13 protein-coding genes and 1 pseudogene are annotated in these 16,239 nt (G+C 55.3%); 5 read left to right on the forward strand and 9 right to left on the reverse strand.

Annotated elements, in window-relative coordinates:
* Nucleotides 1–100: 100 nt before the first annotated feature.
* The 5 genes from GT409_RS11730 to GT409_RS11750 are packed head-to-tail and all read right to left on the reverse strand — an operon-like array spanning nucleotide 101 to nucleotide 7,097.
* On the reverse strand, nucleotides 101–3,679 hold the full coding sequence (locus tag GT409_RS11730; RefSeq protein WP_233231548.1) for an efflux RND transporter permease subunit: 3,579 nt from the start codon (nucleotides 3,677–3,679) through the stop codon (nucleotides 101–103).
* 1 nt (nucleotide 3,680) lies between these two features.
* Nucleotides 3,681–5,312 carry an efflux RND transporter periplasmic adaptor subunit gene (locus GT409_RS11735; protein WP_160629266.1) on the reverse strand — a complete coding sequence of 544 codons (1,632 nt, stop codon included), beginning with the start codon at nucleotides 5,310–5,312 and terminating at the stop codon, nucleotides 3,681–3,683.
* 13 nt (nucleotides 5,313–5,325) lie between these two features.
* Nucleotides 5,326–6,558, reverse strand: coding sequence for a TolC family protein (locus GT409_RS11740; protein WP_160629267.1), 1,233 nt, complete (start codon nucleotides 6,556–6,558; stop codon nucleotides 5,326–5,328).
* Complete coding sequence (locus GT409_RS11745; RefSeq protein WP_160629268.1) at nucleotides 6,555–6,797, reverse strand: hypothetical protein; 243 nt, start codon at nucleotides 6,795–6,797, stop codon at nucleotides 6,555–6,557. Before GT409_RS11745 ends, GT409_RS11740 begins: the two co-directional genes overlap by 4 nt.
* Nucleotides 6,798–6,812: 15 nt before the next feature.
* On the reverse strand, nucleotides 6,813–7,097 hold the full coding sequence (locus tag GT409_RS11750; RefSeq protein ID WP_160629269.1) for a metal-sensitive transcriptional regulator: 285 nt from the start codon (nucleotides 7,095–7,097) through the stop codon (nucleotides 6,813–6,815).
* A 130-nt stretch (nucleotides 7,098–7,227) separates the two neighbouring features.
* Here GT409_RS11750 and GT409_RS11755 point away from each other — a divergent pair, with 130 nt between their 5' ends.
* From GT409_RS11755 to GT409_RS11770, 4 genes are read left to right on the forward strand one after another with little or no spacing between them, the layout of a single operon-like run.
* Nucleotides 7,228–8,127: a D-alanine--D-alanine ligase gene (locus GT409_RS11755; protein ID WP_160629270.1), complete on the forward strand. Its 900-nt coding sequence runs from the start codon at nucleotides 7,228–7,230 to the stop codon at nucleotides 8,125–8,127.
* 36 nt (nucleotides 8,128–8,163) lie between these two features.
* Nucleotides 8,164–8,976 carry a cell division protein FtsQ/DivIB gene (locus GT409_RS11760; protein WP_160629271.1) on the forward strand — a complete coding sequence of 271 codons (813 nt, stop codon included), beginning with the start codon at nucleotides 8,164–8,166 and terminating at the stop codon, nucleotides 8,974–8,976.
* A 19-nt stretch (nucleotides 8,977–8,995) separates the two neighbouring features.
* Nucleotides 8,996–10,225: a cell division protein FtsA gene (gene ftsA / locus GT409_RS11765; RefSeq protein ID WP_160629272.1), complete on the forward strand. Its 1,230-nt coding sequence runs from the start codon at nucleotides 8,996–8,998 to the stop codon at nucleotides 10,223–10,225.
* The gene (locus tag GT409_RS11770) at nucleotides 10,218–11,324 is read left to right on the forward strand and encodes an FtsZ/tubulin family protein (protein ID WP_160629273.1); all 1,107 of its coding nucleotides are present in this window, start codon (nucleotides 10,218–10,220) and stop codon (nucleotides 11,322–11,324) included. The genes ftsA and GT409_RS11770 overlap by 8 nt, the downstream gene beginning before the upstream one ends.
* Before the next feature lie 668 nt (nucleotides 11,325–11,992).
* Here the strand turns inward: GT409_RS11770 and GT409_RS11775 are convergent.
* Nucleotides 11,993–13,152 (reverse strand): IS3 family transposase gene (locus GT409_RS11775; protein WP_408647943.1). Its coding sequence is split into 2 segments (ribosomal slippage): nucleotides 11,993–12,897 and nucleotides 12,897–13,152, totalling 1,161 coding nucleotides; the frame shifts between segments, so codons are not numbered across the junction.
* Between the two features lie 157 nt (nucleotides 13,153–13,309).
* Here GT409_RS11775 and GT409_RS16160 point away from each other — a divergent pair.
* A pseudogene (locus GT409_RS16160) lies at nucleotides 13,310–13,390 on the forward strand (integron integrase); the annotation flags it as partial.
* 115 nt (nucleotides 13,391–13,505) lie between these two features.
* Here the strand turns inward: GT409_RS16160 and purN are convergent.
* From purN to GT409_RS11790, 3 genes are all read right to left on the reverse strand, one after another.
* Entirely contained in the window at nucleotides 13,506–14,084 is a 579-nt protein-coding gene (gene purN / locus GT409_RS11780) for a phosphoribosylglycinamide formyltransferase (RefSeq protein ID WP_160629274.1), read from the reverse strand.
* Nucleotides 14,085–14,209: 125 nt separating this feature from the next.
* Entirely contained in the window at nucleotides 14,210–14,449 is a 240-nt protein-coding gene (locus GT409_RS11785) for a hypothetical protein (protein ID WP_160629275.1), read from the reverse strand.
* 42 nt (nucleotides 14,450–14,491) lie between these two features.
* Nucleotides 14,492–16,237 carry a BatD family protein gene (locus GT409_RS11790; RefSeq protein WP_160629276.1) on the reverse strand — a complete coding sequence of 582 codons (1,746 nt, stop codon included), beginning with the start codon at nucleotides 16,235–16,237 and terminating at the stop codon, nucleotides 14,492–14,494.
* Between the last annotated feature and the right edge of the window lie 2 nt (nucleotides 16,238–16,239).

Raw genomic sequence — 16,239 nt, forward strand, 5'->3', positions numbered from 1 at the left:
TGTTCGCCGATGAAATTGCCGTGGATAACAGTGATGTCCCGCGCACAGCTCATGAATGCTGCTGTCCGGCAAGGCCCGGTGCATGGAGGCGTTGGTTTTTTCATCGGGTGCCTTTCTGATTTTGTTTCAGCCGGTGTTCCTGGACGGAGCAGTAGAGTATGGGAACGATAAAGATGCTGATGAGGACGACCAGCATGCCGCCGAAGCTCGGAATGGCCATCGGAACCATGACGTCGCTTCCGCGCCCGGTTGATGTGAGTACGGGCAGCAGCGCAAGAATGGTGGTGGCTGATGTCATCAGGCAGGGGCGCACGCGGCGCTGGGCGGCTTCCACAGTGGCATGGCGGATCTCCTCTTTTGTCGAAGGTTTCTCTTCACGGAAAACCTGAGTGAGATAGGTGGACTGAATGACACCGTCATCGGTTGCAATACCGAACAGTGCGAGGAATCCGACCCAGACGGCGACGCTCATATTGACGGGGTGTATCTGGAACAGCGTGCGCATCGGGACGCCGAAGAGGCTGAAGTCCATGAACCATGGCTGCCCATAGAGCCAGACCAGAATGAAGCCGCCGCTCCACGCGACGAAAATGCCGGAGAAGACAATCAGCGTGGTGGAGATGGATTTAAACTGGAAGTAGATGATCATGAAAATGGCGAAGAGCGCCAGCGGCAGGACGACCGAGAGCGTTTTGGCGGCGCGGACCTGGTTTTCATAACTTCCGGCAAAGGTGTAGCTGACGCCTTTGGGCAGGTTGAATTCTCCGCTGTCGATTTTGCTTTGCAGGTAGGCTTTGCAGTCTTCGACGGTATCGACTTCGGCTCGGCCGGACTTTTTGTCGAAGACGACGTACCCGGTGAGGAAGGTATCTTCGCTTTTGATGACCTGCGGGCCGCGCACGTATTCAATCTTCGCCAGTTCGGTGATCGGGATCTGCTGGCCGGTCATGGTCGGAACGAGAATTTTTTCCAGGGTTTGGAAACTGTCGCGCAGTTCGCGCGGATAGCGGACGCGCACCGGAAAACGTTCGCGGCCTTCGACGGTTTTTGTGATCTGTTTGCCGCCGATGGCGATTTCGATGACGTCCTGGAATTTGCGGATCGGAACGCCGTAGCGCGCCAGCGCCTGACGGTCGGGAACAATTTCCAGATAGGGCTTGCCGACAATCCGGTCGGCAATCACGGCTGCAGGTTCAACCGACGGAACCTCTTTCAGGAGTTTTTCAATCTGCAGGCCGACTTCTTCGATGGTTTCCAGGTCGGGACCTTTGATTTTTACACCCATCGGTGCGCGCATGCCGCTCTGGAGCATGACGATGCGGGCGGCGATCGGCTGGAGTTTGGGCGCAGAGGTGACGCCGGGCAGCTCGGCAGCTTTCACGATTTCATTCCAGATGTCGTCCGGAGAATGAATGTGATCGCGCCACTGGCGGAACGGGCGTCCACTGGAGTCGGGAATCAGTTCGCCGTTTTCGTCGCGTACAAATTCACCACGTTTATAGCGGAAGTTGATGCGTCGTCCGTCCTCGTCGGTTTTGTACTCCCGCTTGTAATTGATGACGGTTTCGAACATGGAGATCGGTGCGGGGTCGAGCGGTGTGTCGGCGCGTCCGAGTTTGCCGACGACGGTGTCGACTTCCGGAACGGACTGGATCAGTCGGTCCTGCACGGAGAGGATGTCGATGGCTTCTCCGATGGAGGCGTGCGTCATCGTGGTCGGCATCCACAGGAAGGAGCCTTCGTCGAGCGGCGGCATGAATTCCTTGCCAAGCTGCTTCCATGCGCTGAACCCGAAAACAACCAGAGCAACCGGGATGGACAGGAACAGCAGTTTGTGGCGCAGGCACCAGTGCAGCATGCGGGTGTAGAAGCTGCGGAACAGGTGGAAGAATCCCAGCAGTCCGCCGGCCAGCAGGGCGACAAACAAAGCGTTCAGGATAAATCCTTTTTCCGGGCCGAGCGGTTCCCATGCATTGGTCAGGAAGATTCCAACCAGCAGAACCGCCAGCCAGGTGGGCGCATTGGGACCGAGCCGGGAGAACGCAGAAGGCAGTTCCCATTTTCTTTTTCTCTTTTTTCGTTGAAGGAGCAGGTAGGCCGCGGGCGGCAGAATGGACAGCGCGATGAAAATAGACGAGAGCAGGGCGAAGGTTTTTGTGAACGCGAGCGGCTTAAAGAGTTTGCCTTCCGCACCGATCATGATGAAGACGGGCAGGAAACTGATGACGGTGGTCAGCACGGCGGTCAGCACGGCACCGCCGACTTCGCTGACGGCGCGGTGAACGGTTTCGAGGCGCGGTTCTTCGGCCGGTGCCTGATCAATATGGCGCAGAATGTTTTCGCAGATGACGATGCCCATATCGACGATGGTTCCGATGGCGATGACAATGCCGGATAACGCAACGATGTTGGCCTGCACTCCGAAGAATTTCATGGCGATGAAGCAGAGCAGGACGGCTAGCGGCAGCATGCCGCTGATGAGGATGCTGCTGCGCAGGTGCATGACCATGACGAGCACGACGATGATGGTGATCAGGATTTGCTGACCGATGGCGTCGTTGAGCGTTCCGAGAGTTTCGTAGATGAGGCCGGAGCGGTCGTAGAACGGAACGATTTCAACCTGGCTGACCGTGCCGTCGGCAAGTGTTTTGCGGGGAAGCGACGGAGCGATTTCTTTGATCTTTTCTTTGACGCGGTTGATGACGGCGAGCGGGTTGTCGCCGTAGCGGGCGACGACGACTCCGCCGACGACCGGCGCGCCGCCTTTGTCGAGCGCGCCGCGCCGCGCGGCGGGTCCGGCGGTGACGTGCGCGACCTGTTTGACGAGCACCGGCACATGATTGTCGCGGACTTTCACGACGCTGTTTTCAATGTCTTCGATCTCTTTGATGAAGCCGATGCCGCGAATGAAATATTCAACACGGTTCATTTCGATCGTTTTTGCGCCGACATCAACATTGGCTGCCTGGACGGCGCGGGCGACGTCGTCGAGCGTGACGCCGTAGGCGCGCATGGCGTCGGGATCGACGTCGACCTGATATTCTTTCACGTAGCCGCCGGCAGAGCCCACCTCGGAAACGCCTTCGGCCGAAAGCAGGCTGTAGCGTACATGCCAGTCCTGAAGTGTCCGCAGCTCCTCCTGGCTCCACCCGCCGGTCGGGTTGCCGTTTTCGTCGCGGCCTTCGAGCGTGTACCAGAAGATCTGGCCGAGTGCGGTGGAGTCGGGGCCGAGCGCGGGCTGTACGCCGTCGGGCAGGGTGCCTTCAGGCAGACTGTTTAGTTTTTCGAGCACGCGGGTGCGCGCCCAGTAGAAGTCGGCGTCTTCCTTGAAGATGATGTAGATGGTGGAGAAGCCGAACATGGAATAGCTGCGGACGGTTTTCACGTCCGGAATGCCGAGCAGCGAGACGGTGAGCGGATAGCTGATCTGGTCTTCGACGTCCTGCGGCGAGCGGCCCATCCACTGGGTGAAGACAATCTGCTGGTTTTCTCCAATGTCCGGAATGGCGTCGACCGGAATGGGGTAGCGTTCAATACCGGCGAGCTGCCAGTCGAACGGTGCAACCAGAATCCCGGTGAAAATGACGGCCAGTGTGCTCAGTGTCACAACCAGACGGTTGGTCAGGCAGAAGCGCATGAAGCGCCCGACGAGAGATCGCTGTTCTTGGGTCTGTTTCATTTCAGTGCTCATGATGATGTTCCAGCATTTCAGGTTCTTCGCCTGCGGCTTTCATTTTCTCAATGTGTTTTTCGGGGTCTGCGAGAAACTCGGTTTCGCAGCCGGGACAGCAGAAATAGATGCGCATACCGTTGTAGTCGGCGTAGAAATCCTGATTGATTTTACCTCCCATGACCGGACAGAGCGTCTGAGGATGCGGCTCCGTGGTCATTTCTTTATGCGTGATACTCATCATCGACGGCTTGGCGTGAATCTGGAGTTCGGCGTCCAGCTTGAACGCGCCCTGCGTGACGACGCGCTCGCCTTCGGTCAGTCCTGCGCGGACGATGAACACGTCGCCGGCTTTGGGGCCGAGGGTGATTTCGCGGCCTTCGTAGGTCGGTGCTTCCTTGCCGGGGACTTCAATGTAAACCACTGCACGGGTTCCGGTGATCAGCGGCGCGGTTGCCGGAATGACCAGCGGGGCGGTTGCATCTTCAGTTACATAGCCCAGCTCTTCGGCCGGGACAAGCGGCATGCCGCAGACATCGCAGGAGCCCGGTTCGTCTTTGATGATTTCCGGGTGCATCGGGCTGATCCATTTGCCGGCCAACGACGGCGCGGCGACGGTGCCGTCTTCGGCGATCAATGGATGAGCGTTTGCGCGGACAAACATGCCGGGCTTGAGTTTCTGTTGCGGATTATCAACGTTTACCCGCACATTAATTGTGCGCGATGATGCGTTGAGAACGGGATCGATGAAGGCAATGGTTCCTTCGAAGGTTTCGCCGGGAAGGGCTTCGGCGGTGAAGGTGACTTTCTGTCCGTAGCGCAGCCACGGCAGATCCGATTCGTAGGCTTCGAGCTGAATCCAGATGCGGGAAAGATCGGCGACGGTATAGAGTGTGTCACCGGTTTTCACATAGCTGCCTTCCAGCGCGTTTTTGTGAATGACAATGCCGCTGACGGGCGAATAGATGGTCAGGTGATCGACCGTGCTGCCGCGTTTTTCGATTTCCTGAATCTGTTCTTTCGGCAGGCCCCACAGTCGCAGCTTTTCGCGGACGGCTTCGACGGTGGATTGTGAGACGCTGCGCACGATGTCGCTTCCGCTCTGTTTCAGGGAATCAACCGATCGGATGGCCTGCAGAAGTTCTTCCTGCGCGCTGAGCAGTTCCGGGCTGTAGATGGACGCGAGGTGATCACCCTTTTTAACCGGGATGCCCGTATAATCGACGAATAGACGGTCGAGTCGTCCCGGCATGCGGGAGGTGATGAACGTGGTGCGGGTTTCATCGTAGTCCGCTTTTCCAACCATCCGGACGTCTGCGGCAGCAAACCTGCGTTCGACCGGTACGGTTTCAATCTGCATCAGCTTTTTAGCGGTTTCGCTGACAGTCAGTTCGCGCGGGCCTTCTTCGCCGCCGCTGCCAAGAGGAATCAGGTCCATGGCGCAGATCGGGCAGAGTCCCGGCTTGGGGAGTTTAATCTGCGGGTGCATGGAGCAGGTCCAGACCTCCGGTGCGGCTTCCTCTGTGTGTGCGGCCTCATCGTGTTCGGGCGCGGCGGTGCAGCGGCCAAGCGAAAAGGCGAAGATTAAGATGACCGCTCCGCCGGCCAGTAATTTCCAATATTTGGAAAAATCGGGTTTCATGATAGCTCCTTTGTTAAAAATCGTGATTGGTCAGCATTTCAATTTCGGCCAGGCGGATTTCGCGATCGGCCAGAGATCGTTCCGCGGCGAGCTGGAACTCGAGCAGGGTTCGCTCGGCTTCGAGCAGGGAAATATAACCAAGGCTTCCGGCTTCAAAACTTTCGCGTGCCGATTCCATGGCCTGTTCGGCTTTAGGCAGAAGTGTCTGCTGATAAAGATCCACTTTGCGTTCGGCGTCGCGGAATTTGTACAACGTCATCTGAAGGTCGGCGGTGAGCTGGTTTTCCTGATCGGTGCGCAGGTTTTCGGCGGCGATTTTCCGGTGATATGCTTCCTGTTCGCCGGCTTTCAGTTTTCCGAACCAGATCGGCACGTTTATGGAGACGCTTGCCATCAGCGGATCTTTACCGCTGTCTGAAACACTGGACATGCGGGCTTCGCCGGTTTGAATGTAGTCCAGTCCAAGCATGATATCGGGGTAACGGGCTTTGCGGGCGAGCGCGGCGTTTTTCTCTTCCTTGCGGATCACTGCATCGACCCGTTCCAGTGTCGGGCTGGATTCCTTCAGCCATTGAGCGGCTTCATCGTCGGTAAAGGAAACAGAGGTTTGCTGGATCGGTTCGGGACGGGGCAGGAGTGACGGGTCCGGGCGGTTTAATGCCGCGGACAGTCCTGCGGAAAGCGGTTTCCGAAGATCGTTGAGTGTTTTGAGTTTGTCTTCGGTTTTTCCCAGTTCAACCTGAAGCTGGATTAACGCGCTTTGCGGCAGCTCGCCGGTCTGGAAACGCGTGCGGGCTACTTCCTCCATGTTCTGAAGAAGAATCAGGTGCTGTTGGGTGATTTCGATGGCGCGGTGCAGATAGCTGTATTCATGATAGGCGGATTTAACGCGATAGAACAGATTGAGCTTTTGCTGTTCGTAGCGCTGGTGTTCCGCCTCGGCGGCTTCCATGGCCATTCCGCCGCGCAGCTTCAGTTTTCCAAACATTGGAAAAACCTGTGCAATGCCGAAGCGCTGTTCCTGTGGACCGACGCGCGTTTCAACCTGCTCGATGAAATAACTGTAGCTGAAACGCGGGTCGGGCAGGGCTTGAACCTGCGGCACTTTTTCCAAAGCCGCTTTCCATTGATTGAAAGCGGCTTCGAGGCCCGGATTATTCTGTGCGGCCTCTGTCAGGTAGCTGCCGAGTTCATTGGCCTGAACAGCGGCGGAGAGCAGAATGATGGTTATGAATGCCTTTTTCATTTTGCCGGAGTTTTTTCGAGCTCAATACCATCGGCTTGCATTTTTTCTATATACTTTTCCGGGTTGGCTTTCACGGCTTTAATACATCCTTTGCAGCAGACGTAGATGCGGTACCCGTTTGTATCCGTATACAGTTCTTTGTTGATTTTGCCTCCCATGACCGGGCAGGTGGTTTGTGGTTCTGCAAACACTGCGGAAGCAGCGGTGATCAGTAATACGGTGAGTATGCTTTTCTTCATGGGTTTCTCCTTCGGTTAATATTGTTTTTTCATGACGCGCAGCAGCTCGGCCATTTTTTCATCGGCCTCTTCCTTGGAGCCGGACGCAAAGGCTTCGCTGACGCAGTGGTTCATGTGTTTCTGAAGAATCTGCAGTTCGACGGACCGGAGGGCGGAGCGGGCGGCCTGAATCTGGCGGATAATGTCGATGCAGTATTTCTGCTCTTCCACCATTCGCTTAACGCCCTGAACCTGTCCGGCAATCCGCGACAGCCGATGCAGCGTTTCTTCATGTGTCGTTGGTGTTTCTGTTGTTTTCATGACCTCCTTGTATACCCTTGGGGGGTATATTGCAACAAAAGAAATCGGAATAGTCACATTTTCTGTTTTTCGGAGCTGCCGAACGAATTTTCATGACGGCGTTTCACGGTTGGTTTAGTCTGTTGGGCTTATGAAAGTTGAGAACGAACGATTGAATAAGGTAGCGGTTCTGAAAGGCGGAATTTCGGCAGAGCGCGAGGTGTCGCTGGAGTCCGGGGCGGCGATTGCGGCCGGGTTGCGAGGGGCCGGTTATGACGTGACCGAGGTCGATGTTCAGAATCGGGATTTTTCGGTGCCGGATGGGGTGGAAGCGGTTTTTATTGCATTGCACGGCACGTTCGGTGAGGACGGCGGGGCACAGGCCCGGCTGGAAGAGCTCGGGATTTCCTATGTCGGTGCCGGTGTGGAGGCCAGTCGGATTGCTTTCGATAAGCTTTTGACCGAACAGGTTTTGAAACAGCTCGAAGTTCCGGTTCCCGGAAGCGAAGTGCTGCGGGCCGGTCAGGCGCGTACGCTGCCGCTTCCGGTAGCGGTTAAGCCGCCGCGCGAGGGGTCGAGTGTCGGCTGTCATCTGGTGTTTGAAGAGAAGGAGTGGAATGACGCGGTTTCTGAGGCGCTGACGCACGATGAAGAGGTGCTCGTTCAGCAGTTTATTCCGGGCCGCGAGTTCACGGTCGGTATTGTGGACCGCGAGGTGCTGCCGGTGGTTGAGATTGTCCCTGAAAAAGGTTGGTATGATTACGCCGCCAAATACAAAGAAGACACGACGCGTTATGTGGTTCCCGCCGAGCTGGGTTCCGAAAAAACAGCAGAAATGCAGGCGATTGCCCTGAAAACCTTTGACGCTCTCGGCGCGCGCGGGTTTGGGCGGGTCGATTTTCGGATGACGCCGGAAGGGGAGCTGTTTGTGCTCGAACTCAATACAATTCCCGGTTTTACCTCGCACAGTCTGCTTCCCAAGGCGGCCCAAGCGGCCGGAATCGAGTTTCCTGCTCTTTGCAGTCGCATCATGCAGACAGCTTGTTTATAAAAGCCGATAGCATCAACGGAGGAAAATCAAAGAACAATGGCGGCTGCAAAACCCAGAAAACGCAAGCAGTATGCGAGAACGAAATCGACGAAGAAGGACGCCTCGGCGCGTCGCGGCGTGCTTGTTTTTATCGGTTTAGCCCTGAGTGCTGTTCTGTTGTTTGCAGTGTATCAGCTGCTGGCGTATTCTCTGTCGTTTTTCTTTTCCCGCAATGATGCGTTTGAGCTGAAAAATATTGTGGTTACTTCGGACGGGCGGCTTTCGTCTTCCCAGCTGAAGGAATATGCGAATTTAACACCGGGGATCAATCTGTTTGATGTGAAGTTTGACGACTTGCGGGAGGACCTGACGTCGGTTCCTCTGGTGGAGTCGGTTCATATTCAGCGCCGGTTGCCGGATACATTGCTGGTGCGTGTCAGTGAGCGGGTGGCTCTGGCTCAGGTGCATTGGAAGTGGCGGGCGGTACCTTTTCTTGTGGACAGGCATGGCGTGGTGATGCCGGCGACGCGCACGGGGCGGGCTTTACCAATGATTGAGGGGCTGAAAGTCGAAAACCTTCGGCCCGGCGAGCGGATCACCAATGAAGGGGTGCTGTTCGCTCTGAAACTGCTGTCAACCTGCACTGAAATGCGGCTTTCAACCCGAATCAGGTTCGAGCGGTTTGACCTGCGTTATCCGGATTACATCACGGCCACGCTTGCCGATGGTATCTCGGTCCGTTTCCCGCGCCATTCGGCCCGCGAAAAAATGATTCGTCTTGCCCGTGTAATGGAACTCGCTCTGGAGCAGGGCCGACGTCTCAAAACGATCGATCTGACCCCGGACGGCCTGAACGTTCCCACCACCTGATGATAAGGATCTTCTCTGCATGGCTGCACCCCTGATTACTGCTCTGGAAATAGGAACGACAACCGTCAAAGTATTGATGGCTGAAGTCCGTGAAGACGGAGGCCTGATGGTTTCCGGCGTTGGCGAAAGCGAATCGCGCGGTGTTCATAAAGGCGAAATTATCGATTTTGAACTGGCGCTTGGTTCCGTGCGCCGCGCCATGGAAACGGCAGAGGGCAGTGCGCGTCGCACCATCGGGGAAAGTCTCTATTTAACCGCATCCGGCGGGCAGGCTGCCAGCCTGCTTCACCAGGCGGGCATTCCGGTTCTGAATGAATATGAAGAACCCGGGGGGGAAGTGACCCAAGAGGATATTGAGCACGTGCTGGAAGTGGCCCGCAAGGTACCGATTCCCGACGACCGGATTCGGCTGCACACGCTGCAGCAAACCTTTGAGGTCGACGGACGGGGCGGAATCAGCAATCCGGCAGGACTTTTGGCCCACGATATGAAGGTGGGCATGCTGCTGATTCATGGGCGTCGCTCGACTGTTGAAAACCTCAAGAAAATTCTGCAGGCCGTTCCGGTTCACTGTGAAGATGCCGCATTTTCCGGGTTCTGCTCGGCGCTGGCTGTGTTGACGCCGGAGCAGAAACGGGCCGGAGCCGTTGTGATTGACCTGGGCGGCGGCACCACCGACTTTGCGGTGTACAACGCCGGAACCGTGAGGCTGGCCGGATCCATTGCGGTCGGCGGAAGTCATGTGACTGAAGATATTTGCACTGGACTCAATATTAACCGCCGACAGGCCGAAGCACTTAAAAAAGCCTCCGGCAGCGCGATTATCAATGCCATGGATGGCGAGCAGAGCTTTTCGGTTCCGGCTGAAGGCGGATTCAGCGGACGGGTGGTTCGCTCTGTGACGCTGCACACAATTATTAATGCCCGTATGGAAGAAACATTCCGGCTGATTGCGGACCAGATTGAGGCTGCCGGACTGAGCGGCGTGCTCAGCGCCGGTGTTCTTTTAACAGGCGGCGGTTCCGCGCTGGAGGGCGCCGTGGATTTGGCTCAACAGGTTTTCAATGCGCCCGCTCAGATTGGCAAGATGGCTGACTGTGTCGGCATCTCCACTAAAAAAGAGGGGGCCCGCTTTGCGTCAGCGCTTGGAGCGGTTCGTTATGCCGCGGATCAAATGGTGAAGGAGCCGGAAGATACCACGCCGCTGCGCGGCTGGTTCTCCAAATTGTGGGGAGGTTCCCGTGGTTGATGGTGCAAAACGGATTTTGGTTCTGGGATTGGGTGGTGCCGGATGCTCGATTGTGTCGCGGATTGCTCCGCGCGCGCCGAAAGGAATGGAATTCGCGGTCATGGATTGCGATTCCCAAACCCTGAAAAAATGCTCGCTCATTGAAAACCGCCTCAATGCCGGAAAAAGCGTGACCGACGGATTGAGTTCCGGCGGGGATATGGATACGGGGCGGCGTTGTGCGGAAAAAACGGTGAAACCGTTTGAGGCGATGATCAGTGGGGTCGACCTGTTGCTGGTGATCGTGGGACTTGGCGGCGGCTTCGGTGGCGGAGCATCGTCCGTAATTGCCCGGATTGCGCGGAACGTCGGTGCGCATACAATCTTTTTTACGGTGTTCCCTTTTAAATTTGAAGGCGGTGTGATCCGCGGAAAAGCCCACAATGGACTTCGTCGCCTGCGCGCGTATGCGGATGCAATTATTCAGATGTCCAACAGCCGTCTTCAGCCGGAAGGTGACGCACTGCTTCAGGAAAGCATGGAGAACGCCGATCGGACTTTTGCCGCCGGTGTGGTCGGTCTGTGGCGTCTTCTGACGCAGACCGGTGGTGTCTGTAATCTGGATTTTGCTACGCTGCACACCATGCTTCGTAATTGTGATGCAACCTGCCGTTTTTCCTGTGCTTCAGCAACCGGAGAAAACCGGGCGGATGATGTCATTCAGGCGCTGTTCGATCATCCGCTGGCCGAAAACGGATCGGTGTTTAAGGATGCGCCCGGGCTGATTGTCGGGATTACCGGCGGCGATGACCTGCGGCTTTCCGAGGTTCGGAAAATCCTCGAAAGCGTGCGGCCGGACAATGACGAGAGCTGGGTGCGCATGGGAATTGCCACCGACACAGCTTTTTCCAATCGGATTTCGGTGCTGGTTCTCGCCGCTGAGGAGTGGAAAGATCCGCTGGTGGATGATAATCAGAACATGATCAGCGGTCAGGCGGAACTGAGCAGCGTACTTCGCCCGCGCTCCAGAGCATTCGGCGGTGCCGAGCGAACCATCTGGAATGGCGAAGACCTCGACGTGCCGACCTACCTGCGCCGGAAGATTAAACTGCCGCGTTAATGAGGCCGAAGGCTTCGTTACCATCACGCGTCTTTGAGCCGGCGGAGGCGGTGATAGAGCGGAAGCTGTGGTTCCGTTTAGTTATCTTTTTCAAAATCTTTCAGCCATTGACTTTGAACTTTTCTGGGGATGACGAATTCTTTGGAAAGTCTCGATGCAAACCAGGAAAAAAATGGAGCGATGATTAGTGAAACTGTCAGTATTATCAACCCCTTCAAATGGAATCCTTCATCATCTAACAGTGAATACGTTTTTTTAGGAAGGAATCGAAATGGGATTGTTATCAGCATGGAAAAGAAGATGAATAAGTATAGTCTCCCGATTATGCACCAGCCTGTTTTCCAAATCTCAAATAATTTCTTCATGTTCTTTTCCGATAGAGGGTGTGTTCTTGTGCTTTACTCAGAAGTGATGGTATGAGGTCTGTAACAGTTTAACCGGACAAGGTTTCGGAGTATCGTTTGGGTCTGTGGGTCATAGTCAATGCCGACAGACGGTGAGCGGGAGACGCTCGGCATTAAGTCTAGGGTTACTCCCTTTTTAGAAGTGGTTCTGCTGTTTATTCTATTTTTTCCATCACACTGACCTGCCCCCATGGACTGGACAGGTTCTAATGAGAGTCCAGCACGGGTATGTGACCTGCCCCCGTCGATTGGACCACTGAGCCTCTAAAATACGGCTTCTAATAGTTGCTGTGTTCTCTGGGTTCCCTCCCTCCTCCGGAGGAGGGAGGGAAGCGCGGACGCCTCCATCCACGCACCTATATATTCCGTCGGAGTCTTGTTATCAAGCGACTTATGCGGTCGCTGCTCATTGTAATCTTTTTTCCATGCTGCGAGTTTATCACGGGCATCGTCCACTCCGAAGAAAAGCTCCACATTCAAACATTCATCCCTCAACTTTCCGTTGAAGCTTTCGATGTATCCATTTTCGGTCGGCTTACCCGGTCGGATAAACTCCATGGCGACCTCATGATGATATGTCCAGGCATCCATCGACCTGGAGTAAAACTCGCTTCCGTTGTCCACACGAATGCTTTTGGGATAACCGCGTTGATTAGCCACTCCGTTCAGACAAGACGCGACCTTTTCACCGGTGATGGATCGGTCAGCATATAGCGCCAGGCATTCCCGACTAAAGTTATCGACTACCGTCAGTATCCTGAAGTGACGCCCGTCCTCGGTGCGATCCATCACAAAGTCCATACTCCATTGCTCGTTGGGCCCGGCAGCCTGCTCAAGAGGAACACGAGGCCGGTTCGCCAACTTTTTACGGGGTTTCGTGCGAACGGCAAGGTTTTCCTCCATGTAGACCCGATAGACTCTTTTGTGATTAATCTCCCATCCTTCCCGGCGCAACAGAACATGAATGCGCCGGTAACCGAACCGGACACGTTTAGCGGCCAGTTCCTTAATCCGCAGACGAAGCGCCTCATCGTCCCGAGGCTTCGCTTTGTAGAAAAAGGTGGTCCGGCTTAACTCAAAAAGCCCGCACGCCCGGCGGCCCGAGAGTCCGTATGCATCACATGCCCCCTCGGCCAGTTCGCGCTTCCGTGCAGGCTTCAGAGCTTTTTTGCAATGACCTCCTGCAAGATGTGCTTGTCCAGACTCAGGTCGGCTACGAGCTGCTTCAACTTGCGGTTTTCATCACGTAACATGCGTAACTCCCGCACCTCGCTTACTCCAAGCCCCTTGTACTTCTTGCGCCAGTTGTAAAACGTGGCCTCACTGACTCCCATCGACCGGCATAGTTCGGCTATCTTCTCGCCGTTCTCCGCCTGCTTCAGGGCATATACGATCTGTTCCTCTGTGTATCTCTTCCGCTTCATTCGTCCTCCTTATCATGAGGTTAAACGAAGCCGAATCCTAAAGTATCAACTGGTCCAGTTTTCGGGGTGAACGTCATTCCTCTATCGCGAGGTGTTCGGCATCGAACTCGGAAGGATAGCTCCTGTACGCAGCGATTCATGCGGTGCAGGAGCTGCTGGCCATGCAGATGTATCGACTACAATGATTTACACCCATGTGCTGAATCGGCCCGGAGTTTCCGGGCAAAGCCCGTTTGATACGTTTTGGTATTTTTCACGTATTGGGAGAAACGGTCCGCGTCTATGCAATAGATCTCCACTTCTCTGGAGAGACAAGTGGGTGAAGGCTCGGCTCTCTTCGAAACCTTGGAAACTTAAAGATCTCCGTTGGCAATGCGGCGGAGGGCTTCCGGATAGGCAATGTGTTCCTGCTCATGGATGCGGTTCATGAGCGTTTCTTCGGTGTCGTTCGGTAATATCTCGACCCGCTTTTGAATAATAACCGGCCCGGTATCGATGCCTTCGTCGACGAAATGGACAGTGCACCCGGTTTCTGTTGCACCGGCTTCCAGCGCCTGTTTTCCGGCGTGCAGTCCAGGGAAGTTCGGGAGCAAAGAGGGGTGAATGTTGACGATGCGCCCGGCGAAAGCGCGCAGCAGTCCCGGTTTGACAATGCGCATGAAGCCGGCCAGAGCGATAAAGTCGCCGCCGTGCTCTTTAATCATGCCAATGGCTCGCTGTTCCGCTTCTCCATCGAGTTTGGATTTGAATGGCGCGCAGTCCAGATAGATTGCCGGGTGTCCGAATTTCCTTGCGCGCTCCAGAATGAATGCGTCTTGGTTGTCTGCAAAAACGCAGGCGATTTGTGCGTTGAGTTGACCTTTTTCAATGGCCTCGGCAATAGCCTGATAGTTGGATCCGGAGCCGGAACCGAAAACTGCAATGTTCAGCATGACTAATCCTGTTGAGTTGATTCGCTAAAAAGATCATTCAACAGGATCTGGCAGGCGATGTCAGGCTTATTGTGGCTAAGCCTCCGGTTTGCAGTTTCGGTGCCGCTCTCTTGTCGCGGGATCTCTCAGAGCCCTTTGCCAAACCAGCGCCCGCGGGTGCCGATAATGATGCAGAGGCCTGTAATCAAGAGAGACGCGATCAGTGCCATGGAACGGTATTGCTGCACTTCAACATCGTAGTCTGCCGGACGAAGCAGGATAAAGATAGATATTCCAACCGAAAGGCTGGCGATCGCAATCCACCACAACCAGGCATTATGATTAATTTTTTTCATCTCGACCATCAAAGCGAACAGTGTATCCATTTGCGCTTCAGACACAAGAAAAACCTTGTTGTCGATCGGGAATTAAAGCTTTGTTTTTTCAACCGCTTTCAGTAACCGCTCGAGGTCGCCTTTTAAATTTTTCATTTCATCTGCGGAGTGCTCGGAAACAGATAATCCGTACCGGGCGGCTTCCACCTGATGAAACAGCGATTTGGCCTGTTCTGTTTCAACGTTGGCCTGTGTGAGTGCCTGAAGAACGACGGTCGGGGTCACATCGCCCGGTGGCAGGTTCAGCCGGTTGCCGAAATACGAAGTAAATGCATCTGCCAGAGCTTCATAAAACGCTGCGGTATCATTCTTATGAATCGCTTCCGTTGCGTTCCTGAATGCTTTTCGGGCAGCTTTCGGGGCCTGCTGCCGGCGAACCCATGCGGTATCTTTGCGGCGCCAGTGGTAGACTTTCTGGATGATGAAGAGGATCCCTCCGATCCCCAGTGCGGCCGGCAGGGTCCATAGCCATGGGCGAATCAGTTCCCATTGTTTCCGAACCCATTTTGTGATGCGCTGGAGGTCGCTTTCGGTGGCAAACGGTGTGTCGGCCGGTGCGGCGACAACGCTGTCTTTAGCAACAAACAGCTGGGCCGTATTGTTGGACGATGCAAGCACCGTGATCGGAATCGGCGGGCTGCTGATGGTGCGGTATGTTTCGTTGCCGCTGTCGAAAAAAGAAAAATCAATGGACGGAATTTCAGTGACATCGGCGTCGCGCGGCGAAATAACCTGTTCAAAGCGAACACCGTTTTTTCCCTGTTCGCGGATGGCGTCGCCGAACAGGCGGAACGGGGCATTGACCGGCAGGGCAGGCGGCTGGATGCGATCATAGTTTCCTTCGCCCACGATGGTCATTTTCAGGGTCACCGGATCTCCGGGGGCAACTTCGATCGGATCGGCCTCAACGTGAAAATTGAAGCGACCAACCGCACCGCTGAAACCGTCCGGTCTTCCGGTGCCCGGGAGCGGCAGAACGTTGACGGCGACCTCTTCGACCGGCAGTTCAACCGGAATCGTTTGGACTCGATCAAACAACCCGAACCCGAACGGATCGCGGCTGCGCCGCTGCTGCGGAGCAGCTACCTGTACGGTAACGACTGGAGCAAACCTGAATTCACCGGAACCCATGGCGCGCATCGGGGTTTTGAAGTGGCGCACATCATAAAGGACTCCGTCGATCTGTTCCCGGCGGCGATCTGGGATTTCTTCCCATGCCACGTCGGAAAGCCCTGTTTCCGGAAGTCCCTGAAGGTTGATGTTCCCTGCCAGCTGGACGTCTGTGCGGGAATAAATTGACAGCGTCAGTTCAAAGGGTTCCTGCACATATACTTTTTCGCGGTCGGCGGTTAGTTTTGCAAAAACAACGTCATTCCAGCTTTGTGCCGTTGAGGTGTCTCCGGATGTGGCAACCACTTTAAGCTGTCCGGCCAGCTGTTTCACTTCGCCGTCCACCTTGTAGCTGAAAGGCCCAATCTGAAACTCTCCGGTTTTCTGGGGGTAGACGGTTGTCGTGTATGAAACGGATTTATCGACCTTGCCATTGATAATGCTGGTATTGCTGGATTGTCCGGTGCCGGAGAACCGAAGGCCGTCTACCTGGGGAAAGCTCGGCGCTCCGGGCCGTTTTGCATTGCGGACCTCCACTTTCACCTGCGCGGTCTCGCCCAGAGAAATAATCGGCGGATTCACAGACAGTGTCACATCCGCGGCCCATGCCTGAAGGGCTGACAGCACAACGAATATGCCAAGGTTCCAGTTTCGGGTTTTCAGTTTCAAAT

The organism is Tichowtungia aerotolerans (genome assembly GCF_009905215.1).
Lineage (GTDB): Bacteria > Verrucomicrobiota > Kiritimatiellia > Kiritimatiellales > Tichowtungiaceae > Tichowtungia > Tichowtungia aerotolerans.

Coding starts and splice junctions, on each gene's coding strand:
- GT409_RS11740 (WP_160629267.1), bottom strand. CDS start 6,558: ATGAAAAAGGCATTCATAACCATCATTCTGCTCTCCGCCGCTGTTCAG.
- GT409_RS11735 (WP_160629266.1), bottom strand. CDS start 5,312: ATGAAACCCGATTTTTCCAAATATTGGAAATTACTGGCCGGCGGAGCG.
- GT409_RS11730 (WP_233231548.1), bottom strand. CDS start 3,679: ATGAAACAGACCCAAGAACAGCGATCTCTCGTCGGGCGCTTCATGCGC.
- GT409_RS11750 (WP_160629269.1), bottom strand. CDS start 7,097: ATGAAAACAACAGAAACACCAACGACACATGAAGAAACGCTGCATCGG.
- purN (WP_160629274.1), bottom strand. CDS start 14,084: ATGCTGAACATTGCAGTTTTCGGTTCCGGCTCCGGATCCAACTATCAG.
- ftsA (WP_160629272.1), top strand. CDS start 8,996: ATGGCTGCACCCCTGATTACTGCTCTGGAAATAGGAACGACAACCGTC.
- GT409_RS11745 (WP_160629268.1), bottom strand. CDS start 6,797: ATGAAGAAAAGCATACTCACCGTATTACTGATCACCGCTGCTTCCGCA.
- GT409_RS11785 (WP_160629275.1), bottom strand. CDS start 14,449: ATGGATACACTGTTCGCTTTGATGGTCGAGATGAAAAAAATTAATCAT.
- GT409_RS11755 (WP_160629270.1), top strand. CDS start 7,228: ATGAAAGTTGAGAACGAACGATTGAATAAGGTAGCGGTTCTGAAAGGC.
- GT409_RS11760 (WP_160629271.1), top strand. CDS start 8,164: ATGGCGGCTGCAAAACCCAGAAAACGCAAGCAGTATGCGAGAACGAAA.